Origin of the sequence: Alteribacillus sp. YIM 98480 (assembly GCF_009765375.1) — a bacterium.
Lineage (GTDB): Bacteria > Bacillota > Bacilli > Bacillales > Marinococcaceae > Alteribacillus.
In genome coordinates, this window is sequence record NZ_VTOK01000005.1 from 171,292 (window position 1) to 198,050 (window position 26,759).

Sequence of the window (26,759 nt, forward strand, 5' to 3'; positions counted from 1 at the left end):
CTTTCTGTATTATTCTTCTGGTGTGTTAATCATATGTTGCGCTGTAAAGGTTAAACGTTGAAAAAAATCCTCACGCAGCTGTCCTTCTAGCCCGATTTCGTCCATTGCTTGCTCCATGCATAAAAGCCAAGCTTTTGCTCTCGTTGGAGTTATCGGAAAGGGCAGGTGTCTGGCTCTTAGTTTAGGATGGCCGTGTTCTTCTGTATAAAGAGGAGGACCGCCTAAAAACTGAGTGAGAAATTGTTTTTGTTTTCGAGCCGTTTCGGTTAAGTCATCCGGGAAAATAGGATATAGGTCCGGGTGGTTTTTCACATTTGTATAAAAAACATCCACCAGGCGGTTCAGCGTTTCGTGCCCGATTTCTTCAAACGGTATTTGATCTTTATGCATTATCAGTGCTCCTTTCTTTGCACTTTCTTTCTTTTTACCCATGAGGAAACACTTGATATAAAATAACGGGAAAAGAAGAAGAATGCAAGAAAAAAGGATTGTTCCCTAAAGCAGCATGTAACGAATGTAAGGAAAACACACCCTGTTTATGTGGCTTTTTGCGGCGGTCAGCTTTTCTTTTATTGTAGCAATGCTGTTTTAGAACAGCAAATGATTTGGCTTTGCATATGGCGTTTAGGTTATAGAGAAATTTTTCCAATTATAAAATGATTAAAACGTTTTTCTAATAAATGAAAAAGAGCACCCCTTATAGTTAAGTACTATTAGGGATGCCCTTTTGAAAAAATTATATGAGAGACTGATATGTATTCATGACTGCAGGGACATAGTTTTGCGTTTCTTTGAAAGGAGGGATGCCGTTAAAGCGGTCCACGTTGCCAGGTCCGGCATTGTAAGCCGCAAGCGCTAGAGAAGTATCTCCGTTGAAACGCTCAAGCATATCTTTGAGATAACGAGTACCGCCTTCAATATTTTGCGAAGGATTATAGGGATCCTCCACGTTTAAATAACGAGCTGTACCTGGCATAAGCTGCATAAGTCCCATTGCTCCGGCATGACTCTTTGCGTTGGGATCAAATCCGGATTCTTGCTTGATAACAGCATGAATCAAACGAGGATCTACTCCGTATTTATTCCCTGCCGATTCAATCAAGGAAGCAACTTCATTCTGATTAGAATGTTTATCGGCTTGATTTGTTACACTGCTGGTTTGGGCAAAGCTTTCTGTATGGTGTGTCTGAAAATATGGAGACGCTGCTTCCGGATGTAAAAATAAAGATTCTGACGGTTGTGAATCGAACGAAGCAGCATTATTTGTTGTTAACTCTTCGTCTAAAACGTTCTGAAAAGCAGAAACATAGGAAGAAGGATGGATACCGGATGACGACGAAAGATTTGTTATAGGACTCATCAACTGCAGCAAAGGAGAAATAGCCAACCTTGTCACCTCATAAAAGTATTATAAATATCGAATGTATTATAGTTAAAATATACCAAAAAATGATTGACCCGGCAATCTGATGATGTGCGCTTTTTTATTGTATTTCTTGTTTTTTAGTGAAAAAGCGTTTGATTTTATTTGGGGTTGTTCGATAAGGAATATTATATGTCGTTAACACTTCATTCAGCCAGTTATCTACTTCTTTTAAGGAAGGTCCTTCGATTTCTACTTCAAAATCTTCTGTATTCAAATAAACGCTATGATCTAAAAATAACATACCGGCTTGATAAGGAACGTGAGTACGTTTTGTTTTTAATGTGCCAAGCATTTTTACATCATCTAATGAAATCGACAATGTCTTCTCTAGCTGAGTTTTCACTTCTCCTGCAGGCAGACGGCTAAAAGTGAATGCTTCCACTGCTTCTTTTTTGGTTAGCGGCTGGTTTGTTTCTAACAATCCTTCCTTAGCAGGTTGTTTTAAAGTGAGCTCAAACTGGCTGTTTTTTTCACGAATACGAAGTGCCGCTCCTTTATTTTTCAGTTCATAGTCACTTGTATCAAAATATGTATTAGCCTGCCAGAAAAAGTCTTCGTCATTCACGTTAAATGCCTTACAAAGTGTCTGAAATTCAGCTTCTGTAAGCAGATTTTTCTTCTCTATTTCGTTTTCCTGTGCCATTGGTGTCATCCTTTCTTTATGTTTTGTCAAAATCAAAGACGCGGGTTGTGGTTGTATGATACCATATCGTTTGGAATTAGTTTAGGCTGCCACGATGTTCATAACAAGATATGGTAAAATGAAATGTGGAGCAAGCAGAAAATGAGGTGTAATAATGGAACATGTATTAACGGTAACGGAAACAAAGCTAAAAGATAATCATTTAATATTACTTCCAATTGAAGAATGGCCGGAAAAGGAATGGAATACATTAAAGGATGGAATGCGCATGCTGGCTGATTCTGACGCTTTGACGTTTGTATACGTCCTGGATTCAGAAGAAGCATTTGTCCAGCTGCGTCTGCCTAAACAAATATGGCCCGAGCTGAAAAAAGCTTACGAAAATGGGTGGGACGTAAGTGCTGGCGGCCCGTCACTAATAAAGCTCGAACAATTTCATTCTGAAATGGAATATTTGCTCGATAACATCCCTGGGAATGGAAACTATGGCTCTGATATGGTAGAAGCTGTCGAAGAAGCATTCGACGTGAAAGCATAACCTGACGTTCGAATAATGGAATGAAAGCTTTGAGACAGCATTGCTATATACACTAAACATAGGTGGTGGCTTGTAATGAGTAACTGGGATACGTTTTTGTCACCTTATAAACAAGCGGTAGAAGAGCTGAAAGTAAAACTAAAGGGATTACGGGAACAATATCAACGGTCTTCAAAACATACGCCGATTGAATTTGTGACGGCAAGAGTAAAGCCTGTCACCAGTATTTTAGAAAAAGCACAACGAAAAAGCATTCCTTTGGACCGGCTTTCAAGAGATATGCAGGATATTGCAGGGGTAAGACTTGTTTGCCAGTTTGTAAATGACATTGATACGATTGTTGATCTCATTCGTTCGCGAACCGATTTTAACGTTATGGAGGAAAGAGATTATATAAAAAAGAAAAAAGAAAGCGGCTATCGTTCGTATCATATGGTGATTGAATATCCAGTACATACCATCGATGGAAAAAAAGAAGTACTTGTTGAAGTGCAAGTACGTACGATGGCGATGAATTTTTGGGCAACCATAGAACACTCTTTAAATTATAAATACAGCGGTGAAATTCCTTCCGATATTAAAGAGCGGCTGCAAAGCGCAGCCGAAGCAGCTTTTAAGCTTGATGAGGAGATGTCCAAGATAAAAGGGGAAGTGCGAGAAGCGCAGCAAATTCTTATTAAAAACCGTGAACAACATCACCCAAAATAATAATGACAGAAAGGAAAGGAGGCGTTTCTCTTGCATTTCGCTGTTACCTCAAGGGGAGACGATACATCAAACGCATTACAAAAAAAAATCACCGATTATTTACAAGAATTTGGCTTGACACAAAATAACGAGAAACCCGATATTGTCATTACTGTAGGCGGAGATGGCACCCTTTTGCAAGCATTTCATTATTATCATGAATTCCTTGAAGAAACTTGTTTTGTCGGGATTCATACCGGCCATTTAGGTTTTTATGCGGACTGGAAACCAGAAGAGGTCGAAAAACTAGTGATTCACATTGCAAAAACGCCTTTTCAAGTAGTTGAATATCCTCTCCTAGAAGTTGTTGTCCGTCATCATGATGGTCCGCATGCCGATCGTTACTTGGCACTGAATGAGTGCACAGTAAAAACGATGGAAGGATCTTTAGTGTGCAATATTGACATTAAAGGGGAAAAATTTGAAACATTTCGGGGGGATGGTCTGTGTATTTCCACTCCTTCTGGTAGTACCGCGTATAATAAAGCGCTAGGAGGAGCCATTCTCCATCCTTCGCTCGCTTCCATGCAGCTTTCTGAAATGGCATCTATTAACAACCGTGTCTACCGTACAGTTGGTTCGCCGCTCATCATGCCTCAGCACCATACATGCCTTCTTAAACCGCTGAATGACGTGGAAATGCAAATAACAATTGACCATAAATCGATGGTTGATCAATCGGTAAAATCGATACAATGCCGGGTAGCGGAAGAGAAAGTTAGATTTGCGAGATTTAGACCTTTTACGTTTTGGAAAAGAGTCAAAGAATCATTTGTCGGTGAGTAAAAAGATGCAATATAGGCATAAGCTTGAATGGAACGTTCCAACGATAAAGGAAAACATATCTGTCAAAGAATTTTTACGTGATCAAAAAGGCATGTCTCTAAACACGTTAAAAGCAGCAAAAATGCATGGCAGCATTTTATGTGACGGCCGCCATATAACGGTGCGCCATACGCTGCAAGGAGGAGAAACTTTGAAAGTCTTCCTTCCGGCTGCTCCTTTTCCGTCAGCTATACCGCTATGTTCTATGCCGTTAGATATTCTTTTTGAAGACGATCATCTTTTGATTGTAAATAAACCCCCGGGAATTTCTACATTGCCGGGAAGAGAGCAAGAAAAAGTCACCCTTGCAGGAGCTGTTTTGAATTATTACCGGGAGCAGAACATTTCTTCCTCCTTTCATGCTGTATCAAGATTAGACAGACAAACGAGCGGCGTCGTGGCTATAGCAAAGCATGCTTATGCGCATCACCGTTTAGCGTCTTTTTTTCAAACGGGAAAAGGGGATAAACAGTACATCGGAGTAGTAAAGGGTAGGTGGGAACAGCCGGAAGGGATAATAGATGCGCCTATTGTAAGAAGTCCAAATAGCATTATTGAACACCAGGTACATCCGGCAGGAAAACGAGCCAAAACAGGGTATCACGTAATGAAAACCATAGATGGCAGCGATGTAACATCATTTACTTTATACACCGGCAGAACCCATCAAATCCGAGTTCATGCAGCGTATGCAGGGCATCCTTTATTAGGAGACAGCTTGTACGGAGAAGCCAGCTTCTATATAAATAGGCAGGCTTTACATGCAGAAATGCTTCATTTTTGTCATCCTGTTTTTGAAAGCTGGCATACTGTTCACGCCAAGCTTCCAGACGATATAGCGCAGTTAATAATGGAAAAACAATAACGAGGCAGGGCTCTTTATTAATATGAAGCGCCTTCCTCATTATTTGTTTTCTCTTATGTTTTCAATGGTTTCTTCAAGTATTTTTTCTTCCTCTTCATTATATACATTAATGAAAAAGGTATCTTCGATCGTTGTCTTTTCCAATTCTTCTTCGACTGAAAAGCTTTCGCTGATAAAATAGCCTCCTCCTTCTTCTATAGAGAACCGTTCAGGTATACCTTGTTCATTTGTATTGAAAAGAATTTTTTCCGATCCCAATTGATCGGCTAGCTGCTCATCTTTAATAGTGAAATCGGCATATAGTTCATTGGATGATCGATCCCCTTCATTTTTAAGCATTGCGTAAACAGTCAGCGTACTGCGATCGTTATCCGTCAAAATATAACTTTCTTCTTCATCCAGATGAATGGAGGATTCTCCTTGGCATCCCATCAAAAATAAAGTACAGCCTATAATGATGTATAGAATAGATGCAGTGCGCCTCATAATTATTCCCCCGCTTTTTGATTCGGTGTATCTTCAAATGTTCGAAATTTTTCTGGCACAAACGGCATAGTAGAAGGCGTATGACTAAATGTCATTTCAGGGTAATGCAATGCAGTTAACTTCCCGCCAAATACGCATCCTGTATCAATATTAATTGTTTTACCCACTATTCGAGGTTCTTTAACCGGCGTATGCCCATAAACAATCAGCCGTTTTCCTTTGTAAGCAGCAGACCAGTCTCGTCTCACAGGAGTACCGTCTGAATTTTTTTCCCCAGTAATATCCCCATATAATACAAACGTTTTCACGGATTTATTTTCTTTTCCAATCATATCTTCACGAATACCGGCATGTGCAGCTACGACTTGATCATCATCAAGCCGTTCGTAGAGCGGGGCATTTTCATATAAGTCCATAAAAGCTTTTCGAATAAATTTGTATTCTCTCCTGGAAAGAGCTTCAAGCTCAGCTGTGGTTGTCTCCAAACCATGTTTAATCATGACGTTTCTTCCAAGAAAATAACGATACAGCTTATCGCAATGGTTACCAGGAACGTAGTAAGCTGATCCCTGATAAACCATGTCAGTAATTAATTGTATCACAGCGACAGAATTTGGACCTCTATCGGTTAAATCCCCTATAAAAACAGGCAGACGACCGGCAGGATGTGTATAAATAGAATCTTTGTTTTGATAACCGGTCTTTTTTAACAAAGTAATTAATTCATCAAAACAGCCATGTATATCTCCTATAAAATCGTAGGCGGTCATACCTGTTCTCCTTCCAAGATTTGACTTAATGTATTATAGCATGAATAATAACAAAAGTTATGAAAACATCCTAATATAAAATGCGTACTTCTGTCTTCCTACTTTCTCTCTATATGGAAGATTTAAACATGATGTTTGTTTCCAGGTTGGGATAGAGCAGAAAAGAATGATATAATGTGATTGTTACCAGGTGATAAGAGCAACTGTTGAAGTTAAAGAAATCTATAATAAAGGAGCGATCGTTATGAACCTGTCATTAGAAGGGCGTACTTATGTCGTTATGGGTGTTGCCAATAAAAGGAGTATTGCATGGGGGATTGCACAAAGTCTCGCAAAAGCAGGAGCAAGATTAGTGTTTACATATGCAGGCGAGCGTCTGGAAAAAAACGTTAGGCAACTGGCAGATACACTGGATAGGGATGATTCCGTTATCTTGCCGTGTGACATCTCTGATGATGATGAAATTAAAAAAGCATTTCAGCAAATTAAAGATGAAGTTGGCGTTATCCATGGACTCGCGCACTGTATCGCATTCGCTAATAAGGATGAGTTGGATGGCGATTACTTAAATACTACCCGTGAAGGATTTTTACTCGCCCATAACATTAGCGCCTATTCTCTTACAGGAGTCGCAAAAGCTGTTCGGGAGCTTGACCTTATGAGTGAAGGCGGTTCAATTGTAACGATGACATATCTCGGCGGAGAAAAAGTAGTGAAAAACTACAATGTTATGGGAGTCGCAAAAGCTTCACTCGATGCAAGTGTCCGCTACCTTGCAAATGACCTTGGGAAAGAAAACATTAGGGTGAATGCCATTTCAGCAGGTCCGATTCGAACACTTGCAGCAAAAGGGATTGGCGGATTTAATGATGTGCTAAAAGAAATGGAAGAAAAAGCTCCGCTCCGAAGGCCTACATCTCAAGAGGAGGTAGGAGATACCGCTCTCTTTTTAATGAGTGATTTATCCCGAGGGATTACGGGTGAACTCATCCATGTAGATGGCGGCTACAACAAAATTGGAATGTTTAATTAAGCTTTAACTCAAAGTCGTGTTATTCATTTAAGGATGCACGGCTTTTCTTTGTTGACGGTAGGACAAAAGGTTCGGTATGATTATAGACTGAAGCTTATAAGAAGATGGGGTTGGGGTATGAATGTCAAAAAAGTTTTAAATAACAACGTCATCATTGCTGAACATCCAGACTATGAAGAAGTCGTCCTTACCGGCAAAGGATTGGGATTTGGTAAAAAACCCGGTGATACCGTAGATGACAGCGGGGCAGAAAAATTTTTTGTATTAAAAGACCAACGGGAACAAGAACAATATAAGCAGCTCTTAATAGAAATAGATGAAGCGTTTATCGGCTGCATGAATGAGTGCATGGCAATGGTAGAGAACCGGTTTAACGTAACGCTTCATGAACACATTCACGTCGCACTGACCGATCACTTATATTATGCTGTTCACCGCCAGAAACAAGGTCTTGAGGTGCGAAATCCGTTTCTAGCTGAAACCGAGATTGCCTATCCAGAGGAATTTCAAACGGCACGTGAGCTGCTTTTACACGTAGAAGAATGTACGGGTACTCCGATGGCAGAAGGAGAGGTCGGCTTTGTTGCTCTCCATATTCATAGTGCCCTGACGCGGCGCTCCTTAAAAGAAGTAAATGAACATACAATGCTAGTGTCAGATTTGGTAAAGCTTATTGAAGAGACGTTTGATATTTCGATGAATCCAAAAGAATTAGACCATCAACGTCTGCTGCGTCATCTGCACCAGGCTTTAGAAAGAATTCAAAATGATGATTATGCTGATGAACCGGAATCTTTAAAAAATGTGTTGAAAAAGGAATATCCGTTGTGCTACAATTTGTCATGGAAATTAATTAAAATGATGCAGCAAGCACTTCGAAAGCCGGTTCCAGAAAGTGAAGCGGTATATTTAACACTCCACTTGCAAAGGCTTTCAAGACAATCATATAAATGAACTTATCCAATTACTATTCCGTGTTACTGGTTATGCAGGCATGAGAGAAATAGATTGGTTCACTGATAGACAGGACTAGTGTACATTCGTACACTTATGTCTTTATTTCAGCGAACCGATTTCTCTCATGCCTTTTTTGTATTTTGAGGGAAGTTTAATATTTTGTCGTATTTAGGCAGTTCCTTTAATAGGACAACAAGCCAAGTTTTCCTAATACTTTAGGAAAATTAGGTTTCATAAGGATCAAAGTATAAGCAAAACTATGGCTTCCGTCATAAGATTGGACGGCAAGCCAAGTTTTCCTAATTATTTTTCGTATTATTTGGAAACAGTATTAATTAGCGATTGGAGAGTTTATGAAACGATGGGTGCTTTGCATCAAGAATTAAAGGAGGACAAGAAAAATGTTTAAAAATGCGTTTGGTGTGCTTCAGCGTATCGGGAGAGCACTAATGCTTCCTGTAGCTCTGCTTCCGGCGGCAGGTTTACTGCTAGCGATCGGAACAGCAATGCAAGAAGACAACATGATCAACATTCTGCCGTTTTTAGATTCAGCTCCTGCACAATTGATTTCAGATCTTATGTCTGAAGCTGGAGGTGTAGTGTTTGATAATTTGCCTGTTATCTTTGCGATTGGTGTAGCCTTAGGTCTTGCAAATGGTGACGGGGTTGCAGGTCTGGCAGCTCTCATTGGCTATTTTATTATAAATGTAACGATGGGCGTCGTTGTTGGTGTGGATGCTGACATGGTAGGGGACAGCCCGGCGTATGCGGAAATGCTCGGAGTTCCAACCTTACAAACCGGGGTTTTTGGAGGTATTATAGCCGGGGCTCTCGGTGCATTTATGTTTAACCGCTATTATAATATTGAGCTGCCGCAGTATTTAGGATTTTTTGCAGGCAAACGTTTTGTTCCGATTGCAACAGCGTTTGGCGGATTAATTATTGGTGCGGTCCTTACTGTCGTTTGGCCTCCTATTCAAGAATTGTTGAACGGAATGTCATATCTAGTGACCGAAGCAAACACGACAATATCTGCCTTTGTATTTGGTGTTATTGAAAGAGCACTTATTCCATTCGGCTTGCATCACGTATTTTATAATCCGTTTTGGTATGAATTTGGCTCTTATGTTAATGCTGCAGGACAGACGATTACAGGCGACCAGCAAATTTTCTTTGCTCAATACCGTGACGGTGTCGAGGAATTTACAGCAGGTACCTTTATGACAGGAAAATTTCCTTTTATGATGTTTGGTCTTCCCGCCGCAGCACTTGCTATCTATCATTGCGCTAAACCAGAAAACAAAAAATATGTGGCTGGTATTATGGGATCAGCGGCCCTAACATCGTTTCTGACTGGTATTACCGAACCGCTTGAATTCAGCTTTTTGTTTGTTGCGCCGCTTTTGTTTGCTGTTCATACAATCTTTGCCGGGTTATCGTTTATGGTAATGCATTTGCTCGATGTTAAAATTGGCATGACGTTCTCTGGCGGGGTCATTGACTACTTCTTGTTTGGTATTATTCCAAACGCCACAGCATGGTGGCTTGTCATCCCAGTAGGTCTTTGTTTCTCTGTTATCTACTATTTCGGCTTCCGCTTTGCTATTACGAAATTTAACTTAATGACGCCTGGACGCGAAGATACAGCTGAAAACCAGGAACAAACAACATCTGAGGGCAAAAACAGCGACTTGCCGTATAACGTGTTAGAAGCTTTTGGCGGAAAAGAGAATTTAAAAAATCTGGATGCTTGTATTACAAGACTCCGTATTACTGTTAATGATAAAAGTGAAGTGAACAAAGACCGCTTAAAACAGCTTGGTGCTTCCGGAGTGATGGAAGTCGGTAATAATGTACAGGCTATTTTTGGACCAAAATCGGATGCTTTAAAATCTCAAATGCAAGAAATCATCGAAGGCGGAGCACCTTCTGAGCCGTTAAATAAAGAACCGGAATTTGACCCGAAAAAAGAAGCAGAACCTGCTGTGAAACCAGAAACGAGCGGCCCTGTCTCTATTGGAAGTCCAGCAAACGGTGAAATTCTTTCCATTGAAGAAGTACCAGACGACGTTTTTGCTGGGAAAATGATGGGAGATGGATTTGCCATCAAGCCTTCAGACGGTGAATTTGTTTCGCCGGTAAACGGAGTCATTAATAATGTATTTCCAACCAAACATGCGGTAGGAATTAAAGCTGACGATGGTCTCGAAATTCTGCTTCACATTGGTATTGATACCGTTAATATGCAAGGAGATGGCTTTGAAGTATTTGTAGAAGAAGGAGCCAGCGTACAAAAAGGACAACTTTTAGTGAAAGCAGATCTTTCACTGGTTGAAGAGAAAGCTAAATCGACGATAACTCCGGTGGTTTTTACTAACTTAACCGAAGAGCAATCCGTAAACGTGAAAAAAAATCAAACAGTCACTAAAGAGGATAAAAACGTAGCAGAGATTCAATAATACGTCATCCTGCGGTTATTGGCGAGTAAATAGTGATCGTCGGCGAGAAAAAAGACGTTTTTTGGCTAGTATTTGGCTAGGAACGGCGAGTAAATAAGCATATTCGGAAAGTGTTGTAAAAAAAAGGAAATTCCCATCCGCTATTTGTGATTCCAGCTTCACTTAAAAAAGGTAAAAACGCGATTGAATAATCTTCTGACGCTTTAAATCATAAATAAGGAGGGAATTTTCCTGCCTTTTTTACACTTTAAGATCAAAATACTCGAATATTGGACTCGGCGGTAAGCCGAGTTTTTCCAATATAGGAACGTTTAGGATGCTGCGCTTTTCTAATACAATACGTTTTGCTCTTCCTAGAAGAACTGGCCGATCAGCCATGGCCAAAAACCGCCGCCTTGCCCTGGACCACCATACGGCGGACGTGGAGGGCCACCGCCGCCTGGACGAGGAGGAGTAGGACCGAAATAAGGACTGATCCCTACTAAATCGCCATGATAGACTTGTAAATATCTGCGCCGATAAAATGGCGGCTGATAAATAAACATCGACACCATCCCCGTACGACGATTATAGTCAAGCACATAAGCAATAACTCTTCCGTATCCAGGAATAAATGTTTGTATCCATTGATTGACATATCTTCCTATCACAACTGGAGGAATATATTGAACAGAAGGCTGCTGCTGGCGATAGGGCTCTGGAAAGCTTTCACCATGATAAAAATGCACGATCATCACCATCCTGATTATTTATAAAAAGGAATATACCTGTAACAGCATATGGTGGAATAACAAATCTGTGCATATATCTAGAAAGCGAAGTGAAGTTTAGGTATGCGACTTAATTACAAAATCTAACGCACCTTTCTAGGTAATACGCATATAGCTATGGTGAGAAGGATTTCTCAATCTTCCTTAGAAAGGGAGGAAAGGCAAATGTCCCACGGTTATTACAACAGTTTCACTCTCATCGTTGTACTGTTTATTTTGCTCATTATTGTAGGCTCTGCGTACGTTTGCTAATAACAAGCCATTTTAGTGGTGGAAAAAGTTCTGGCCTGGTAGAAAACGGCCAGAACCTTTTTGCATTAAGGCAGACGAGCACCAAAACGAAAATAATATAATAACAAGTAAAACAACAGCTGGGTAAAAACTAGAAATAAAGGAGAGCGGCCGGCCATTTCTCCAAGCATCGGTGTCATAATACCTGCCATTAAACCATTGCAAGCCCCCGTCATCGCAGAATCAAAGTTAAATAAACTACCAAACAAAAGCCCGCAGCTTAAGCCAAGCACACCTGCTGCGATACTTGTTTCAATCAGAAAGCCAGGATGCATATAAGTAAACAAAAAGCCTGTACAAAGAGCAAATAATGTTACTGGGGTCATAATTGCATTCATAATAAACGAGGAGGGCCGCCATTTTTCTTTGCGCTCAGCCAAATACATATATAGTGAAATAATGAGTAAAATATTTCCCCCAAAAAGAAACCAAAGCATTTTATCCCTCCTATTACCCTTCATATACTTTTGAGCGACAGCTTATCCATATGTTTATGCGCCAACAAATTAAAGGTTGCTAATGAAATCCATAAGAATGATCATCAACCACAAGCATATAATGAAGCAGGAGCTAAACAGTGCTTGCGGGGAGGTAGGAGAATTGATGGAGGAAAAAAAGGAAAAACAGGCCGAGCCGTTGTATTATATTGAACAGCCTACTTTTTCAAATATCGGCGGAAAGTCACAGACATTATCGGTTCGCAAAAAAATAGGCAGTAAAACCGAGCAAAAATCAGATAAAAAAGAAAAAAAAATGAAACAAAAAGCAAAACAAAAAAAGGGACAACAGGATCCTATGGAAACAAACGAACAAGAACAAGAAGAAATAAAAAATGAGATAGAAGAATTCGAGGATGAGCAACAGAAAGGATCCAATCAAAAAACAAATAAAAGTGTGCAAGAGATGCTTGATTATATAGCAAAACTCCCTCATTTTATTCAGCCTGTTGTTGCTTGTGAAACGAAAGAAAAACATATACAAGGAAAACTATTATACGCAGAAGATGGGGAAGTGGTGATGCAGGATAGAAGAAACTTTTCTAGAATTACTATTCAAGACAAAGACATTACAGATATGTACATTGTGAGTTTATAAAATATACACACAATCCTGGCTTGACGGTAAGGCCAGGGTTTAAATGAAAAAGAAAGGCAGAGGGAACAGGGGGGCGTTCCCTCACCTTATATATATTTGTGATTATCTGCATTTGTGCTTATCGATGTCGCCTACTAAGTTTGGATCAAGGCATTGAATAGCGCAGAAGCAATCAAGATCTACTTCAATGCAGAATCTTGTGCGTTCAAGCTCATCAATATCACACAAAGATTCAGGGTCGACACAGCAGTCCGTAAATTCTAAGTCGTTATCCGGACGCAACAAAGATAGTGTGGCACAGCAGTTCTTTTCATCTACCTTTTCTACACGGAAGAAAACAGTTTGGAAGCAGTCATCTCTTCCAAGTGCACCTGTAGCGAAGAAATAATTACCTTTTTTGTTTTGAAGAACAAACGGAACAGTATCCAAACCGTTGTTGTTGCCCGTAGGACTTAATAAATTGTTAAAACAGCTGTTTCTGCAATCAGATCTATCATCTACTGCATCCTGAGCTTCTTTGATGGCAACAACGGCATCGCAAACGCAGCTTCCAGCATCGCTGTCGTGTTTTCTGCAACCCATGTCTTTCACTCCTTTAGCTTCTTTTCTTTACTATCATATATACGAATGACTAAAAAGGTGTTAAATATTCCGCTAATGATGAAGAATTGGGCGAGTGCCTTAAAGGAGATTAAAACACAGAGAAAAGGGTATACATAGAATAAAAGAAACGTCATTGGGCCGGTTATCCTTTGGGTAAATGGACGTCGTCCCTGCATACAGAGCATTTAAGCCTTTCTTATTATCTAAAGGTCCAGAAAACCTGTCGCGGCAGACCAAGGCGCTTGCACTTTTCTTAAAAGGGAAGAAATGATAAATATTGGGCGTTTTTGATGTCTAGCTTCAGCGCCCAGCCGCTCAGGCGCACACGATAAAGAGGAACTTTTGCTAAAACCGCGACGTCCTGTCGCAACGCAAAAGTCAACACCTCCTGTGCAAGCCAGTTCAGCGTTGTCACAGGACGTGACGGTTTTAGCTGAACGTCTTATTTCTTCCCTTTCGACTCCGGGCCGCAGGCGACCCTGCGCGAAAGCTCCAGAACCTGTCGCGGCTGACCAGGGCGCTTGCACTTTTCTTATGAAAGAGGTGAGAAGGATGGGGTATGTAGCACCGACTAAAAACGAGCAAGCAGTCAATTATGGAAGTCGATTGGTGGAGAATGAACCATCTATTCGAAAAATTCAGCCAATTCAACCAGCCACATGGCAGAGAATAAGTTCTCAAGATACTAGGAATGCTTATCACTTAGAAGAAGATATGGAGCGTATGAACAAACGAAGAGAAATCGAACAAAAATTTTATGGGAAAGGCCGGCGCTTTGACGCCAATGCATGAGCATAACCAAAATCAATATATATCATTTTATGTCTCCTTTGAGGCAAAGTTTCCGCATTCATATCTGTTAAAAATCTTCAACAAACTTGGATAGGACGAATAGAACTGTTACACAAACAGTGAGCTTTCCTTAGGAGAGCTCCTATTTTCATTTGGAAATATTTTCTTTTATAATGTGTTTATACAAAAATGTCCGCCATTTTAACTTGGCAGTTTAAGAAAAATACCTATAAAGGAGTTTAAAATGGAGCTTGTACGTATAAAAGAAAATATTTATTACATTGATCACGCAGTTAATATGGGATATATCCAAAACGGCGGCAAAGGACTTCTTATTGATTCCGGGATTGATAAAGGAACAGGTAAAAAAGTCTGGAAACTCTTAAAGGAAGCAGGTCTCCCTGTTACAGACCTGCTCATTACGCATGCTCATGCTGATCACTTTGGAGGGGCTTTCTGGTTAAAAGAAAACGGTAATGTTACAGTACATGCGACCCAATTTGAGGGAGCGGTGTTAGAAAATCCAAGACTCGAACCAATTTACTTATTTCAAGGTGTTGAGCCTCTGTCTGAATTAAGAAATAAATTTTTAGAAGGTCCGCCTGTTAAGGTAGATCATTATGTAAAAGAAGGTCCCTCTGTTCTTGCAGGTATAAAAGGAACGCTGTACGCCTTACCAGGGCACAGCTATGATCAAATAGCTTTTTATATAGATGGCATACTTTTTGCGGCGGACAGCTATTTTGCAAAAGCATATTTAGAAAAGCACGTGATACCATTTATGGTTGATATAGAGAAAGCACAAGCCTCCCTTCAGTTTCTGCTTTCTTTGGAAGGAGAGGGAGCAGTACCAGGACACGGAATGTATGAAACGAATTATAAAGAGACTGTCAAACAAAATATAGACTGGCATACCTCATTATTAAAAGAACTCGAACAGGAATTACACGAACTAAAGGACATGCCGGTAGAATCGCTGACGAGCCATTTTCTACGCAAAAAAAATATACCAGTGCCAAATATCGGGGCCTGGGTTTTATTTCGAACAGCCGTATTAGCTTATTTGAAAGCATTAAAAGAACAAGGAAAGGCTGAATTTAAGATGAAAGATCATCAGTTTATTATTCAGCCAATCCAGACAGAAATTTAGACAGACCGGGACTCGGCTGAAAGTGTTTTTTTCATTTCAAGGTGAGGAATGCCAGCATCCATAAATTCTCCAGAAGTGACGTGATAGCCAAGCTTTTTATAAAAACCTGAAGCACTAATCTGAGCATTTAGTTTCATAGAGTGAACCCCTTCTATTTTAGCTTTTTGTTCGACCGCTTCCATTATCAGACGTCCTGCTCCTGTGTGGCGGTGAGATGCAAGCACACATATGCGTTCAACTTTTGCGTAACCATCTGCAAAACGGAGCCGTCCTGCTCCAACAGGGCGGCTGTCTTCATAAGCGACAAAGTGTACAGCTGTTTCTTCAAATTCATCTATTTCTTCTTCTTCTGGTACCTTTTGTTCTTGTACAAACACTTCAAACCGCACTTTAAATGCGTCGTTTAATTCGAGCTGCTGTTCAGGAGAGACTTCTTTCACTTTTACATTCACAGTTATTCTTCCTTTCCTAAATGAAATGTTTCATAAACGGTCCAACACTTATCTTCTAACTGATACAAAAGCTGTATCTGGTCTATTATTTCTTCATGATGGATATCTTTCATTTTCAGTTGATCCACCACATCAAAATGTTCATCGTTTGTTAAATCCTGGCCAATCGTCAAATGAGGAGTGAATTCTTCTTTTTCTTTGCTGTTTTGTTGTTCATTTAAAGCCTCATATAACGAAAGAAGGATGTCATTTGGCTTGATTTTAAAAAATATTTTATTTTCTTTTGGATAAAATGTATCTGCTTTATAGATTGTCAGCGGAAAAGGAGGTGTTTTTGACGAAATGGTTTGTATTCTTTGCATTTCTTGCTCAAGCTGATCTTCCTTTAGTTCATAAGGAGGTTTCAACGTGACATGCGGCGGTATCCATAAATAATGGGTATCATAGCGTTTACGATAATTGTTGGCCATGTCTTGTATTTGTTTTGAAGGAAAACAAGCTAAACCATATTTCATCTTTCACCCTCCATTTTGGTCATTCTATTGTTTCATCCACCAGGAATGTTTAATTTTGTTAAAGGACCAAAGCAAAGCTACGACTTCCGCCATAGCAAGCCGAGTTTTTTCTAAGCATTCGCCATAAAAAGGCAGTTCCAAAAGGTTTTTTCAGCTGAAATACTCACCCACAGGGCACAAGTGCGGCGACATCTACTCCAGCTCTCTTTGTTCGTTCTCGTAATGTCTTCTTTGCCGCGGGTAACGCTTCAGTTATCTCGTGAGCAAAGACCGCTCACTGCGGGATCTTACTTCCACAGGTTCTACGTGGCACATTCGTCGCCAAAACCGCCACGTCCTGTGCGTCGACGTGTGCGGTTTTAGTAGAAGTTCCTTTATCTTTGCTTTTCCCGTTGGAATCTACGTGTCTTTCAGCTGACGTTAATTAAAAAATTTAGCAGACCCGATTTATGGATCAACCCCGATTTTAAATAAAATACTTTATGTTTATTCCCGTTTTATTTAAAGATCAAACATAAATCGAAGAGCTTGAGGGAGGTCTTTTTCCCAGTATTTCCAGAAGTGGCCTCCTTCAAATTCGTTATAAAAATAACGGGCTGTTCCTTTTTTAAAGATTTCATGCAAACGGCGGTTTGGGGTAAGAAAATCTTCTATACTGCCATTGGTCGTTTTTACTTCCGTTTCTTCTGTACCAATCGTATGATAGATATCAAAATGATTCCATTCTTTATTTTTTTCCACTAAATGTAAAACATTTTCATCGACATAAGGAGAATGCATCATTACTCTTGAAAACGAGTTAGGGTAGGAAAGAGCAGCCACTAATGAGATAGAAGCGCCTAATGAATCTCCCATTAACATTCGTCCGTGAGCGAGCCGCCAGGTAGAGTATGTATCTTCTAAAAAGGGCAGCAGTTCTTTAACCATAAATTGCAGATAAGTATGGTGTGTTTCATTATCTGGGTGATACCATTTTCTTCGTGTTTCTACAGAAGGATAAGGAACGCCGACAACAATAGTGTCTCTTGCTCCTTCTTCAATAGCTGCTTCCATTTTCCGTCCGATCCGTCCGAGCTGGAAATAATCTCTGCCATCTTGGGCAATGGCAAGATGATATGTATGTAAAGGACTATAATGGTGCGGCAAGTATACAGGAAGCTCAAAAGTATGGCGTAACAGGTCACTTTTAAATTGCAGGGATGTCATTTTACCGTTCACGATGTTTATCTTCCTTTCCGCACGGTAATATCGAATACGTAGATCTTCACATATAGTAATAAATATCAAACTAATCTTTATTGTATCACATGCAGAAATGAAACAAATATTCCACGCATATGATAGAATGGAAATAAGAGGAGGCTTTTACTATGAAAAAACCTGTACCTTGTGATGTAGTCGAAGATGCTGCTCGTAAAGCATTAAAAGAAAGAGGCGTTGAGATTAAAGATATCGCTGATATCGTTTATGAAATGCAAGTAAAATACGCCCCTAATTTAACAAAAGAAGATTGCTATGAGAGTGCAGATGCTGTTCTTTGTAAAAGAGAAATCCAGCACGCCATCCTTGTGGGAGTCGAATTAGATAAGTTAGCAGAAAAAAATATGTTGTCAGAACCTTTGCAATCTTTAGTGGATACCGATGAAGGTCTTTTTGGCGTAGATGAAACGATTGCGCTTGGATCTGTATTCGGATTTGGAAGCATTGCGGTAACGACATTTGGATATTTAGATAAAGAAAAACATGGCGTTATAAAACGGCTGGATGAAAAAAAAGAGGAAGTGCACACGTTTATGGATGATCTCGTAGCAAGTATTGCTTCAAGCGCATCTGCTAGATTAGCGCATAGAATGAGAGACAAAGAAGAGAATAGAAGAAAAGATCAAATTAAAAAACGAGAAGACGAAGAATTAATTGGCTGATAAAATATTATAAGTGAAGAAAAAAGAGGGCTCGCAGGAAGGAAACGAGGCCTCTTTTTACACTGTTAGAAAATTTAAGTTATATCGGCCAATTCGTCTGAACACATTTGGCGACTGCTGCGCCGGGAGCAGGACGTTTGCGGACTTAGCAGAAGTTCCTTTAATTAGGTGGATTCCTGCACAGACAACAAGCCAGTTTTTCTTATAAAAAATACGCACAAGCCGTGATTTTTTTATAGAAATGGGATAAAATAGTAAGGAAACAAACCAAAAGGAGTAGGAGATAGTGCGATGGCATATAAACCACGCTGGATCTACTGGAAACAAACATTTCGCTCCAAATTTCAGGCGGGGTGCTTGAAAGCAAAGCTGGAGGAAAACTGGCATAATGGCTATGAAATTGGTCCATTTGTAGAAATCCGTAAATTAAAAACGAATAAATACGTGGTGCGCTATACATACGATGAAGCTTAGCGCATCTTCTTAATATTAGAAAAGCTCGGCTTGCCGCCGAAACCTTATGGTGAGACGTAGTTTTACTTATACTTTAGAATCCCTAGAGTAAAAAAGCTGACACGGGAAAAACAAGCCCGGTCAGCTTTTGTATTTATACAACGTAGTTAAGCTATCTGTTTATTCTTTTGGGGAAACCATTTTAGATGGATCCACGACTTCTTCAAATTGTTCCTCGGTTAACAATCCGCTCTCAAGTGCTGCCTCTTTTAGCGTTTGGCCTTTTTCATGAGCCGTTTTAGCGATCTTTGCTGCATTTTCATAACCAATATGAGGGTTAAGAGCCGTCACGAGCATTAATGAATTACGCAAATGCTCTTCAATTTTTTCATGATTTGGCTCAATGCCGACAGCGCACTTATCGTTAAAGGAAATCATAGCATCAGCCAGTAAGTAAGAAGACTGCAGGAAGTTATAAATAATTACTGGCTTAAACACGTTTAATTCAAAATTCCCCTGGCTGGCTGCAAAACCAATCGTTGCATCATTTCCCATTACTTGAGAAGCAACCATCGTCAAAGCTTCGGACTGAGTAGGGTTAACTTTCCCCGGCATGATGGAGCTGCCTGGCTCATTAGCAGGAATCGTAATTTCACTAAGTCCGGAGCGAGGACCGCTTGAAAGCCAGCGTACGTCATTGGCAATCTTCATCAAGTCAGCGGCAAGTCCTTTTAGAGCACCGTGAGCATAATTAATCTCATCATGGCTTGTTAAAGAGTGAAATTTGTTTGGAGCAGAACGGAACGTTTTTTCTGTCACCGTGCTGATTTCTTCTGCTACATATTCACCAAATTTAGGATGAGCATTAATACCAGTACCAACAGCAGTTCCGCCAATGGCCAGGTCTTTGACATGATCAATGCTTTGTTTAATCATGTCACTGCTTTTTTCAAGCATGCGGTGCCATCCGCTGATCTCTTGTCCGAGCGTGAGAGGTGTCGCATCTTGAAGATGAGTACGTCCAATTTTAATGACATCTTCAAATGCTTCTTGCTTTTCTTTTAACGTGTTTTTAAGTATGTCAATTGCCGGCAGCACATCATTTTCTACTTTCTCGACTGCTGCAATATGCATAGCGGTAGGGAACGTATCGTTTGAGCTTTGGGAGCGGTTGACATCATCATTTGGATGAATGGTGAGGTCTTCTCCTTTATCTTTTAAAATTTCGGTTGCCCGGCGAGCTAAGACTTCATTCATATTCATGTTGGACTGCGTACCGCTTCCTGTCTGCCACACAACAAGAGGAAAGTGTTCATCTAAATTTCCGCTTAATACTTCATCTGCTGCTGCTGCAATCGCATCAGCTTTTTCTGCTTCAATTTTTCCAAGACGTTTGTTAGCAAGAGCTGCTGACCTTTTTAGAATGGCAAAAGCATGAACAACTTCAATTGGCATAATCTCTTTTCCTATTTTGAAGTTTTCAAGGCTTCGCTGAGTTTGAGCTGCCCAATGTTTATCAGCGGGTACTTTCATTTCTCCAAGCGTGTCTTTTTCAATTCTGTAGTCCATGTTGAATGCCTCCTGGTTTTTTTGTGTGTTTCTGATTAATGCCCACCTAACATTTTCGGGAGGAATGTCGAATTCCCTCTTTATAGAGTAGAAAAAAATAGACAAAAAGAAAACCCCAACGATAAGCTTAAGTAAAAAGACTTAATTTTTTAAACATTTTTCTTCACATTTTCAATAATGTGACGATATAAGTAAATGAAAACATGGCATTATGAGAATTTATAGTTCTAAAGTCCTTTTTAATTAATAAGCTAGGAAGGTTGGTGTTCATGAAGTCTATTCGTGCAAAACTAATTGGAGGTTTTTCAATTATACTGGCACTCTTGCTAGTATTTACCGGTATTGTATTTTATTTTGTAAACGATACCAATAGTCAAATTAACCAAGTGGTAGAAGAAGATTTTTCTAAAATTTCCGCATACAAGGAGCTGGCTTATAATCTTACGGAGCGAAATTCTTTAGCCCTGTCTTATATTTTAACTGGAAAATTGGAGTATCGTGAAAGTTTTGATGAATACTCAGAAGAAGCTAGAGCAATTGAGGAACAATTGCTCAACATGGTTAATGATGAAAGATTAGATAATATTGTACAAAGGAGCCAAGTTTTTGAACAGCGTACCGAAGAAGATGCTTTTCAAAGTTATGATGAGGGCAAAATGAAAGCCGCCGAGTCGATCATGAGTACGCAATTAACTCCGCTTGGCACTTATATCAAAAACGACCTGCAAGAATTGATCGAAGAGGAGCAGGCAAGTGTCGATAACAACGCAGCCGCGCTGAATAATCAAGCAGGTTTTATATCTTCGCTCAGTGTGATTATAGGGGCTGGTGCCACATTATTAGGACTGGTGGTTGCTGTTATAATTGCAAACAGAATGTCACGTCCGATTAAAGAAGTTTCTGAGAAAGCAAATCATTTATCGAATGGAGATTTAACAGTAGACCATATTAAAATAAAATCCAAGGATGAAATTGGTCAGCTGGCCGCTAATTTTAATGATATGGCAGATAACTTAAGAAGTCTGATAGGCTCTACACGAGAAGCGGCAGAACAGGTTGCATCTACGTCTGAACAGTTGTCAGCAAGTTCTGAAGAAACGTCTGCTTCCACGAATGAAATTTCAAGTACGATTCAAGAGGTAGCGAATTCTTCAGAAACAGCAATGTCTAATTCCAAACAAAGCATGAAGGCGGTGGAGCAGCTTTCAGGAGATATTGAAAAAGTTTCAGAGTCTTTAAATGAGTTTACAAAAAAGTCAAAGGAGACAGAAGAAGCTGCTGAAAGCGGTAACAATGAGATTAAGCGTTCGTCAGAGCAAATGGGTATCATTAATTCAGAAGTACAGGAAACAGCAGAAATTGTGAAACAGCTCGGAGACCGGTCTACAGAAATTGGTTCTATCATTGAAACCATTACAAATATTTCAGAACAAACAAATTTGCTCGCTTTGAATGCAGCTATTGAAGCAGCACGGGCTGGAGAACACGGTAAAGGGTTTGCAGTGGTTGCTGATGAAGTACGAAAGCTTGCCGAAGAATCAAAACAGTCAGCAGATAAGATCACTAGTTTAATCGAGACGATTCAAGAAGAAACGGAAAAAGCCGTAGAAAAAATGAGCCGCGGACAAACAGAAGCAAAAGAAGGGGTGACCGTTATTGAACGAGCCGGAAGCGCTTTTGAAACTATTCTTATGTCGGTTCAAGAAATCGCCCAGCATATAGAGGACGTCTCCGGAGTGTCCAGTCAAATGTCAGCTAATTCAGCGAAAGTATTCCATGCCGTGGAAGGTATGAACGATGTAGCTGAATCTACTGCAGGAAATGCCCAAAATGTTGCTGCAGGTGCTGAGGAGCAGCTCGCCGCTATGGAAGAGGTGTCAAGCTCATCCGAGGAGTTAAGCCGAATGGCGCAAGAGCTTCAAGAAGAAGTAAATAAATTTAAAATATAAATGGGAAGCATGCCATTCCGTTACCGGAATGGCATGTTTACTATGCTATAATGAAATGTGAAACCGCTTAGAAAGAGAGGGAATAAGCATGACAAAACCCTATGTTTACCTGACACGAAAAATGCCAGCATCTATCGTTGAAAAATTAGAAGCAGAATGCGATATCGGGATGTGGGAAAAAGAAGAAGAACCAGTTCCAGAAGAAGTACTAGAAAAAGAGATGCAAACAGCTGATGCTCTGTTTTGCACAATTACAGATCCAATCAATAAAGAGAAAATAAAACAAGCAGAAAACTTAAAAATTATAGCCACGATGGCCGTAGGGTTTAATAATATTGACGTAGAAGCTGCTGCTAAAAAAAATATCCAAGTAGCTCATACACCGGGTGTATTATCAGAAACAACTGCCGATTTGACATTTGCTCTTATAATGGCAGCAGCGAGAAGGATTCCTGAAGGCATAGAAGTGATTAAAAATAATGAATGGGGGGCGTGGGCTCCTTTCTTTTTAACCGGACAAGATATTCATCATGCCAGGCTTGGAATTATCGGCATGGGCAGAATAGGAGAAGCTGTAGCAAAACGAGGAACTGGTTTTGACATGGATATCGTTTATCATAATCGTTCTAGAAAACCAGAAACAGAAAAAGAAATAGGCGCGCGTTACGTAGAATTGGATGAATTACTCGAAACATCCGATTTTGTCTGTGTAATGACTCCATATACCAATGAGACACACCATATGATGAACCGTGAAGCTTTTCAGAAAATGAAAAACACGGCAATTTTCATTAACTCTTCCCGCGGAGGAACAGTGGATGAAGAGGCATTGTTTGAAGCATTAAAGAATGGAGATATTCGCGGAGCAGGGCTTGACGTGTTTGAAAACGAACCGATTTCAGCCGATCATCCATTGTTGTCGCTTCCAAATGTGACAGCTCTTCCGCATATTGGCAGTGCCAGTGAAAATACAAGATGGAATATGGCAGAAATGACAGCCAATCACATTCTACAAGGGCTTAGAGGAGAAAAACCAGATCATTTAGTTAGCTTGTAAAGGCACTGGTGAACTTTTAAGGATATAGTGTTTCTTTGATGCCAAAACAAAAAGAAAAATCTCTGTAAGGAAATAGGCTGATCCTTACAGAGATTTAAGATTATTCTTTTTCTACTTTAGTAAGAAATTCTTCTAATTTGTCTTGTGTTTCTTTTGTCAGTTCTTGGATAGTGTCTGTATCCGGCTCTTCTGCTTTTGCTTCATCTATTAGCGGATAAAGACTTTCTTCGATATTTGTATAATCATCCGGGTATTTTTCACCTACAGGATCTTCAATGACATCCCAGTTTTCCTCTACCTTTTCGCCTTCAGCTTGAATGTTTTCAAGATTATCTGAAGCATTTTCTGCTGTTTCATTTAAACTGTCTAGACTTGATTGAACTTCTTCTATCCCACTTGCTAAATCTGCTTCTGATCCTTCTTCTTCATTGCTGTCTTCATCTTTTTCTGCATCTTCTTCAAGATCTTCCTCTGCTTCGGACTCTTCCTGGGTTACATCTGCTCCGTTGTCGTTTTCTTCAGCCGTTTGGTCCTCTTCTGCTGTACCGCAAGCTGCAAGTAAAAGAGCAAAACTTAATATGATGGAAAATAGAAGTGTTCTCACGTGCGCATCCTCCTTTTGCTGTTTCATATCTATTGTCTGGTATATCCTGCTCTTATTCTTTTTAAACTCGTTCAGAAGACCTCCGAAAAAGTTATGAAAGATAGCGGACGAAGGTTGTAAAATAAACGGGTACAAGTATCCGCTGCTGCGTTAAGAAAAGCGCAAACGCCTTGCTCACGAGCGACAAGTCCTGCAGGGGCGGCATACTAAAAGCTGATCATTGCTTTCCATTGACGAACCGAAGGAATCTCGAGCGAGTAGGCGCTTGCGCTAGACATGTAAAACGCCAACTATTTATAATTTCTACCCTTTTAAAAAGAGCTGCCCCTCGTTTGGGACAGCCCACGCGTAAAGCCTGTATTATAATTTTCGTTCTTCTTCTCGTTTTCTCTGTAAGAAAAACGCAGTTTCAGCAGCAACAATGCCGGATAGGCCTAGCAGTCCAATTAAGTTTGGTGCAGCCATCAAGCCGTTCATTATGTCAGCTACTGCCCATACCGTATCAAGCTCTAATATGGCGCCAAAGAAAATAGCAGCAACAAAGATGACCCGATAAACCATGATGGAAGAAGGTTTCTTCGTCAAATAATAAATACAGCGCTCTCCATAATAAGACCAGCCAAGCATGGTAGAGTAGGCAAAGAAAACAAGGCCGATGGAAACGATAAAGGCACCGATTGGCCCTAAAAACATTTCAAAGGTTGCCGATGTCAATGCAGCCCCATCTACATCGGAATTTGCGTCCAAATAAAGCTCTCCCATCACAAGCGATATCCCAGTGATAGAACAGATAATAATCGTATCGATAAACACCTGGGTCATCGATACTAATGCTTGCCGGCCTGGATAATCGGTGCGGGCGGATGCTGCAGCAATCGGAGCCGAACCAAGCCCGGCTTCGTTTGAAAATACACCGCGGGCCACCCCCATTTGAATGACAGCACCAATCGCACCGCCAGCTACAGCCTGCCCAGTAAAGGCATCGGTGAAAATTAAGCTCACAGCAGATGGAACAAGATCGAAATTAAACAGGATAAGAATAAGGCCTCCTATAACATAGAAAACGGCCATTACCGGGACGATAAACGCTACAACCCGTCCGATCGATTTGATTCCGCCAATAATAACAATTCCGGTTAAAATCATAAGTATGATACCAGTGGCCCAATACGGGAAACTCCAGTTTTCCTGCAGCACATCTGCCACGGAGTTGGATTGTACTGTGTTGCCAATACCAAAAGAAGCGACAGCAGCAAAAATGGCAAACAATACGGCCAGCCATTTCCAGCCAAGTCCTTTTTCAATGTAGTACATGGGACCGCCCGCCATCTCGCCGCGTTCATCTTTTGTGCGGTACTTAACAGCTAGAATCGCTTCGGCATATTTGGTAGCCATCCCAAATATTGCTGAAATCCACATCCAAAACACAGCCCCTGGTCCACCAACTACAACGGCAGTGGCAACCCCAGCAATATTACCAGTTCCGACTGTGGCCGCCAGCGCTGTCATTAAAGATTGAAAGTGAGAAATATCTCCTTCAGATTTCTTGTCTTGATTTTTAGTAAAAACCAGTTTTAAAGCATAAGGCAGCGTTTTAAACTGTAAAAAAGTTAAGCGGAATGTTAAATAGACCCCAGTACCTACTAATAAAATAAGAAAGGGAGGCCCCCACACAAAACCGCTTATCATGTCTAAAATCTCATTTACATTCAATAAAAATCCCTCCTATATTTGTTTTTTCTATTTCATCCCCGTTTAATTTTTTAAACGGGGAAGGAATAGCACTAATATTAGTAGTATTCTGATAATATGGAAGATATTTTCAGTATATCAGACTAATAACGATGTGAACAAAAAAATCTCAAAACTTGGCTTGCCAAATAAAAACTTTTTAAAATCCAAAAAATGGAGATATGGAAAGGTTATTTCTTTTTGCATGAGGCACAATTACATAACAGAATCAAATGGAACGCAACGGACGATGCTTGTGTGTTTTTTTATGTTTGTATAAAAAATGTCAGGGTATTTAGAGAATAAATAGCAATGAATAAAACGAGGTGATAACAAAAATGCAGCTTTTGAAAATGATAGGGATAGCTGGCAGCTTGCGAAAAGATTCTTTTAATAAAATAATATTGAGGCATATGGCAGAACAACAACGGCCGAAAACAGTCAATTTTTCGATATACGATTTGAAACATATCCCTCTATTTAACGGAGACCTTGAAGAAAATGGTGATCCCGAAGCAGTCATACATTTTAAAAAAGCAGTAGATAAAGCTGATGGATTAGTGATTGTGACGCCTGAATACAGCCACGGGGTTCCAGGTGTATTAAAAAATACGCTTGACTGGGCAGCGAGTGTAACAAACCAAAATGTGCTGGATAATAAACCAGCTTTCGTTTTAGGTGCTTCTCCTTCTCCGCTAGGGACGGCTTTTGCTCAAGCACAAGTGAAACAAACCTTAGCAGCCGCTGGAGCGCTTGTGCTGCAGCAGCCTGAGCTTTATATTGGGAGCATTCAAAACAAACTAGACGAAGCCGGCAATCTTACAGATAAAAAAACAAGCAAAGCGCTTGGTCAATCAATGGAGACGTTTATTCAATGGATACAAAAAATGAATAGGTAAGCATACAATAGTGAATTGCCGCTTTGCGTGAATGTAGAGCCAAATTCCTTCGTTGCAGCGCCAATTCTTCTTACTCTTTACTAAAATGGGAGTTGAGCCTCAAAATCAAGCGTTATATTTAATAGAATCCCTTATGCAATGGGCTGTTTGGCTCTTTT

General features: G+C 40.2%; 30 protein-coding genes. 16 read left to right on the forward strand and 14 right to left on the reverse strand.

Going from position 1 to position 26,759, the window contains the following annotated elements; translation table 11 throughout:
* Positions 1–9: 9 nt before the first annotated feature.
* The 3 genes from FZF09_RS08340 to FZF09_RS08350 all read right to left on the reverse strand — a co-directional run bounded on the left by FZF09_RS08340 (position 10) and on the right by FZF09_RS08350 (position 2,069).
* Positions 10–390 carry a globin domain-containing protein gene (locus FZF09_RS08340; RefSeq protein ID WP_158736131.1) on the reverse strand — a complete coding sequence of 127 codons (381 nt, stop codon included), beginning with the start codon at positions 388–390 and terminating at the stop codon, positions 10–12.
* A 346-nt stretch (positions 391–736) separates the two neighbouring features.
* Entirely contained in the window at positions 737–1,387 is a 651-nt protein-coding gene (locus FZF09_RS08345; RefSeq protein WP_483296079.1) for a lytic transglycosylase domain-containing protein, read from the reverse strand.
* Between the two features lie 97 nt (positions 1,388–1,484).
* Positions 1,485–2,069, reverse strand: a complete 585-nt coding sequence (locus FZF09_RS08350; RefSeq protein ID WP_158736132.1) for a CYTH domain-containing protein — start codon at positions 2,067–2,069, stop codon at positions 1,485–1,487.
* Positions 2,070–2,223: 154 nt separating this feature from the next.
* On the opposite strand from FZF09_RS08350, the gene FZF09_RS08355 reads away from it, so the two are divergent.
* The 4 genes from FZF09_RS08355 (at position 2,224) to FZF09_RS08370 (ending at position 5,044) form a co-directional block, all read left to right on the forward strand.
* Entirely contained in the window at positions 2,224–2,607 is a 384-nt protein-coding gene (locus FZF09_RS08355; RefSeq protein ID WP_158736133.1) for a UPF0738 family protein, read from the forward strand.
* 75 nt (positions 2,608–2,682) lie between these two features.
* Positions 2,683–3,315, forward strand: a complete 633-nt coding sequence (gene yjbM / locus FZF09_RS08360) for a GTP diphosphokinase (protein WP_158736134.1) — start codon at positions 2,683–2,685, stop codon at positions 3,313–3,315.
* A gap of 30 nt (positions 3,316–3,345) precedes the next feature.
* On the forward strand, positions 3,346–4,140 hold the full coding sequence (locus FZF09_RS08365) for an NAD kinase (protein WP_158736135.1): 795 nt from the start codon (positions 3,346–3,348) through the stop codon (positions 4,138–4,140).
* A 4-nt stretch (positions 4,141–4,144) separates the two neighbouring features.
* Complete coding sequence (locus tag FZF09_RS08370) at positions 4,145–5,044, forward strand: RluA family pseudouridine synthase (protein WP_158736136.1); 900 nt, start codon at positions 4,145–4,147, stop codon at positions 5,042–5,044.
* Between the two features lie 39 nt (positions 5,045–5,083).
* On the opposite strand, the gene FZF09_RS08375 is transcribed toward FZF09_RS08370, so the two are convergent.
* Positions 5,084–5,530, reverse strand: a complete 447-nt coding sequence (locus tag FZF09_RS08375) for a hypothetical protein (protein WP_158736137.1) — start codon at positions 5,528–5,530, stop codon at positions 5,084–5,086.
* 2 nt (positions 5,531–5,532) lie between these two features.
* Positions 5,533–6,300 carry a bis(5'-nucleosyl)-tetraphosphatase PrpE gene (gene prpE, locus FZF09_RS08380; RefSeq protein WP_158736138.1) on the reverse strand — a complete coding sequence of 256 codons (768 nt, stop codon included), beginning with the start codon at positions 6,298–6,300 and terminating at the stop codon, positions 5,533–5,535.
* Positions 6,301–6,544: 244 nt separating this feature from the next.
* Between prpE and fabI the strand changes: the two genes are divergently transcribed.
* The 3 genes from fabI (at position 6,545) to ptsG (ending at position 10,749) form a co-directional block, all read left to right on the forward strand.
* Positions 6,545–7,333 carry an enoyl-ACP reductase FabI gene (fabI, locus tag FZF09_RS08385; protein ID WP_091584978.1) on the forward strand — a complete coding sequence of 263 codons (789 nt, stop codon included), beginning with the start codon at positions 6,545–6,547 and terminating at the stop codon, positions 7,331–7,333.
* 117 nt (positions 7,334–7,450) lie between these two features.
* Positions 7,451–8,287: a glucose PTS transporter transcription antiterminator GlcT gene (gene glcT / locus FZF09_RS08390; RefSeq protein ID WP_158736139.1), complete on the forward strand. Its 837-nt coding sequence runs from the start codon at positions 7,451–7,453 to the stop codon at positions 8,285–8,287.
* 404 nt (positions 8,288–8,691) lie between these two features.
* Entirely contained in the window at positions 8,692–10,749 is a 2,058-nt protein-coding gene (ptsG, locus tag FZF09_RS08395; protein WP_158736140.1) for a glucose-specific PTS transporter subunit IIBC, read from the forward strand.
* 353 nt (positions 10,750–11,102) lie between these two features.
* On the opposite strand, the gene FZF09_RS08400 is transcribed toward ptsG, so the two are convergent.
* Positions 11,103–11,477, reverse strand: coding sequence for a hypothetical protein (locus FZF09_RS08400; RefSeq protein ID WP_158736141.1), 375 nt, complete (start codon positions 11,475–11,477; stop codon positions 11,103–11,105).
* 207 nt (positions 11,478–11,684) lie between these two features.
* Between FZF09_RS08400 and FZF09_RS08405 the strand changes: the two genes are divergently transcribed.
* Entirely contained in the window at positions 11,685–11,771 is an 87-nt protein-coding gene (locus FZF09_RS08405; RefSeq protein WP_091584987.1) for a YjcZ family sporulation protein, read from the forward strand.
* Between the two features lie 65 nt (positions 11,772–11,836).
* Here FZF09_RS08405 and FZF09_RS08410 read toward each other — a convergent pair whose 3' ends face one another.
* The gene (locus FZF09_RS08410) at positions 11,837–12,247 is read right to left on the reverse strand and encodes a hypothetical protein (RefSeq protein ID WP_158736142.1); all 411 of its coding nucleotides are present in this window, start codon (positions 12,245–12,247) and stop codon (positions 11,837–11,839) included.
* 166 nt (positions 12,248–12,413) lie between these two features.
* On the opposite strand from FZF09_RS08410, the gene FZF09_RS08415 reads away from it, so the two are divergent.
* Positions 12,414–12,905 carry a CotO family spore coat protein gene (locus tag FZF09_RS08415; protein WP_158736143.1) on the forward strand — a complete coding sequence of 164 codons (492 nt, stop codon included), beginning with the start codon at positions 12,414–12,416 and terminating at the stop codon, positions 12,903–12,905.
* Between the two features lie 102 nt (positions 12,906–13,007).
* Here FZF09_RS08415 and FZF09_RS08420 read toward each other — a convergent pair whose 3' ends face one another.
* On the reverse strand, positions 13,008–13,487 hold the full coding sequence (locus FZF09_RS08420) for a CotY/CotZ family spore coat protein (RefSeq protein ID WP_158736144.1): 480 nt from the start codon (positions 13,485–13,487) through the stop codon (positions 13,008–13,010).
* Between the two features lie 363 nt (positions 13,488–13,850).
* Here FZF09_RS08420 and FZF09_RS22780 point away from each other — a divergent pair, with 363 nt between their 5' ends.
* Both FZF09_RS22780 and FZF09_RS08430 read left to right on the forward strand, forming a co-directional pair.
* Positions 13,851–14,300 carry a hypothetical protein gene (locus FZF09_RS22780; RefSeq protein ID WP_233269447.1) on the forward strand — a complete coding sequence of 150 codons (450 nt, stop codon included), beginning with the start codon at positions 13,851–13,853 and terminating at the stop codon, positions 14,298–14,300.
* A 244-nt stretch (positions 14,301–14,544) separates the two neighbouring features.
* Positions 14,545–15,450 carry an MBL fold metallo-hydrolase gene (locus FZF09_RS08430; protein ID WP_158736146.1) on the forward strand — a complete coding sequence of 302 codons (906 nt, stop codon included), beginning with the start codon at positions 14,545–14,547 and terminating at the stop codon, positions 15,448–15,450.
* Here FZF09_RS08430 and FZF09_RS08435 read toward each other — a convergent pair.
* From FZF09_RS08435 to FZF09_RS08445, 3 genes are all read right to left on the reverse strand, one after another.
* Positions 15,447–15,902, reverse strand: a complete 456-nt coding sequence (locus FZF09_RS08435; protein WP_370514438.1) for a GNAT family N-acetyltransferase — start codon at positions 15,900–15,902, stop codon at positions 15,447–15,449. The genes FZF09_RS08430 and FZF09_RS08435 overlap by 4 nt on opposite strands.
* A 2-nt stretch (positions 15,903–15,904) precedes the next feature.
* Positions 15,905–16,417: a 2'-5' RNA ligase family protein gene (locus FZF09_RS08440; RefSeq protein ID WP_158736147.1), complete on the reverse strand. Its 513-nt coding sequence runs from the start codon at positions 16,415–16,417 to the stop codon at positions 15,905–15,907.
* A 501-nt stretch (positions 16,418–16,918) separates the two neighbouring features.
* Positions 16,919–17,635 carry an alpha/beta hydrolase gene (locus tag FZF09_RS08445; protein WP_233269448.1) on the reverse strand — a complete coding sequence of 239 codons (717 nt, stop codon included), beginning with the start codon at positions 17,633–17,635 and terminating at the stop codon, positions 16,919–16,921.
* Positions 17,636–17,787: 152 nt separating this feature from the next.
* Between FZF09_RS08445 and FZF09_RS08450 the strand changes: the two genes are divergently transcribed.
* Together FZF09_RS08450 and FZF09_RS08455 are read left to right on the forward strand one after the other, a co-directional pair.
* Positions 17,788–18,339, forward strand: coding sequence for a phosphatidylglycerophosphatase A family protein (locus tag FZF09_RS08450; RefSeq protein ID WP_091585004.1), 552 nt, complete (start codon positions 17,788–17,790; stop codon positions 18,337–18,339).
* 291 nt (positions 18,340–18,630) lie between these two features.
* The gene (locus FZF09_RS08455) at positions 18,631–18,813 is read left to right on the forward strand and encodes a hypothetical protein (protein ID WP_091273397.1); all 183 of its coding nucleotides are present in this window, start codon (positions 18,631–18,633) and stop codon (positions 18,811–18,813) included.
* Between the two features lie 159 nt (positions 18,814–18,972).
* Here FZF09_RS08455 and fumC read toward each other — a convergent pair whose 3' ends face one another.
* Positions 18,973–20,361, reverse strand: a complete 1,389-nt coding sequence (fumC, locus tag FZF09_RS08460; protein ID WP_158736148.1) for a class II fumarate hydratase — start codon at positions 20,359–20,361, stop codon at positions 18,973–18,975.
* 269 nt (positions 20,362–20,630) lie between these two features.
* Here fumC and FZF09_RS08465 point away from each other — a divergent pair, with 269 nt between their 5' ends.
* Positions 20,631–22,310: a methyl-accepting chemotaxis protein gene (locus FZF09_RS08465; RefSeq protein ID WP_158736149.1), complete on the forward strand. Its 1,680-nt coding sequence runs from the start codon at positions 20,631–20,633 to the stop codon at positions 22,308–22,310.
* Between the two features lie 88 nt (positions 22,311–22,398).
* On the forward strand, positions 22,399–23,367 hold the full coding sequence (locus tag FZF09_RS08470) for a 2-hydroxyacid dehydrogenase (protein ID WP_158736150.1): 969 nt from the start codon (positions 22,399–22,401) through the stop codon (positions 23,365–23,367).
* A 100-nt stretch (positions 23,368–23,467) separates the two neighbouring features.
* On the opposite strand, the gene FZF09_RS08475 is transcribed toward FZF09_RS08470, so the two are convergent.
* Together FZF09_RS08475 and FZF09_RS08480 are read right to left on the reverse strand one after the other, a co-directional pair.
* Positions 23,468–23,971, reverse strand: coding sequence for a hypothetical protein (locus FZF09_RS08475; RefSeq protein WP_158736151.1), 504 nt, complete (start codon positions 23,969–23,971; stop codon positions 23,468–23,470).
* Between the two features lie 360 nt (positions 23,972–24,331).
* The gene (locus FZF09_RS08480) at positions 24,332–25,660 is read right to left on the reverse strand and encodes an alanine/glycine:cation symporter family protein (protein ID WP_158736230.1); all 1,329 of its coding nucleotides are present in this window, start codon (positions 25,658–25,660) and stop codon (positions 24,332–24,334) included.
* A 380-nt stretch (positions 25,661–26,040) separates the two neighbouring features.
* On the opposite strand from FZF09_RS08480, the gene FZF09_RS08485 reads away from it, so the two are divergent.
* On the forward strand, positions 26,041–26,601 hold the full coding sequence (locus FZF09_RS08485; RefSeq protein ID WP_158736152.1) for an NADPH-dependent FMN reductase: 561 nt from the start codon (positions 26,041–26,043) through the stop codon (positions 26,599–26,601).
* The last annotated feature ends 158 nt before the right edge of the window (positions 26,602–26,759 follow it).

Bases quoted from the DNA above. Each gene is read 5' to 3' on its own strand.
- FZF09_RS08340 (WP_158736131.1), bottom strand. From the start codon at position 390: ATGCATAAAGATCAAATACCGTTTGAAGAAATCGGGCACGAAACGCTG.
- FZF09_RS08350 (WP_158736132.1), bottom strand. From the start codon at position 2,069: ATGGCACAGGAAAACGAAATAGAGAAGAAAAATCTGCTTACAGAAGCT.
- FZF09_RS08355 (WP_158736133.1), top strand. From the start codon at position 2,224: ATGGAACATGTATTAACGGTAACGGAAACAAAGCTAAAAGATAATCAT.
- yjbM (WP_158736134.1), top strand. From the start codon at position 2,683: ATGAGTAACTGGGATACGTTTTTGTCACCTTATAAACAAGCGGTAGAA.
- FZF09_RS08370 (WP_158736136.1), top strand. From the start codon at position 4,145: ATGCAATATAGGCATAAGCTTGAATGGAACGTTCCAACGATAAAGGAA.
- FZF09_RS08375 (WP_158736137.1), bottom strand. From the start codon at position 5,530: ATGAGGCGCACTGCATCTATTCTATACATCATTATAGGCTGTACTTTA.
- prpE (WP_158736138.1), bottom strand. From the start codon at position 6,300: ATGACCGCCTACGATTTTATAGGAGATATACATGGCTGTTTTGATGAA.
- fabI (WP_091584978.1), top strand. From the start codon at position 6,545: ATGAACCTGTCATTAGAAGGGCGTACTTATGTCGTTATGGGTGTTGCC.
- glcT (WP_158736139.1), top strand. From the start codon at position 7,451: ATGAATGTCAAAAAAGTTTTAAATAACAACGTCATCATTGCTGAACAT.
- ptsG (WP_158736140.1), top strand. From the start codon at position 8,692: ATGTTTAAAAATGCGTTTGGTGTGCTTCAGCGTATCGGGAGAGCACTA.
- FZF09_RS08405 (WP_091584987.1), top strand. From the start codon at position 11,685: ATGTCCCACGGTTATTACAACAGTTTCACTCTCATCGTTGTACTGTTT.
- FZF09_RS08410 (WP_158736142.1), bottom strand. From the start codon at position 12,247: ATGCTTTGGTTTCTTTTTGGGGGAAATATTTTACTCATTATTTCACTA.
- FZF09_RS08415 (WP_158736143.1), top strand. From the start codon at position 12,414: ATGGAGGAAAAAAAGGAAAAACAGGCCGAGCCGTTGTATTATATTGAA.
- FZF09_RS08420 (WP_158736144.1), bottom strand. From the start codon at position 13,487: ATGGGTTGCAGAAAACACGACAGCGATGCTGGAAGCTGCGTTTGCGAT.
- FZF09_RS08430 (WP_158736146.1), top strand. From the start codon at position 14,545: ATGGAGCTTGTACGTATAAAAGAAAATATTTATTACATTGATCACGCA.
- FZF09_RS08440 (WP_158736147.1), bottom strand. From the start codon at position 16,417: ATGAAATATGGTTTAGCTTGTTTTCCTTCAAAACAAATACAAGACATG.
- FZF09_RS08450 (WP_091585004.1), top strand. From the start codon at position 17,788: ATGAAAAAACCTGTACCTTGTGATGTAGTCGAAGATGCTGCTCGTAAA.
- FZF09_RS08455 (WP_091273397.1), top strand. From the start codon at position 18,631: ATGGCATATAAACCACGCTGGATCTACTGGAAACAAACATTTCGCTCC.
- fumC (WP_158736148.1), bottom strand. From the start codon at position 20,361: ATGGACTACAGAATTGAAAAAGACACGCTTGGAGAAATGAAAGTACCC.
- FZF09_RS08465 (WP_158736149.1), top strand. From the start codon at position 20,631: ATGAAGTCTATTCGTGCAAAACTAATTGGAGGTTTTTCAATTATACTG.
- FZF09_RS08470 (WP_158736150.1), top strand. From the start codon at position 22,399: ATGACAAAACCCTATGTTTACCTGACACGAAAAATGCCAGCATCTATC.
- FZF09_RS08480 (WP_158736230.1), bottom strand. From the start codon at position 25,660: ATGATAAGCGGTTTTGTGTGGGGGCCTCCCTTTCTTATTTTATTAGTA.
- FZF09_RS08485 (WP_158736152.1), top strand. From the start codon at position 26,041: ATGCAGCTTTTGAAAATGATAGGGATAGCTGGCAGCTTGCGAAAAGAT.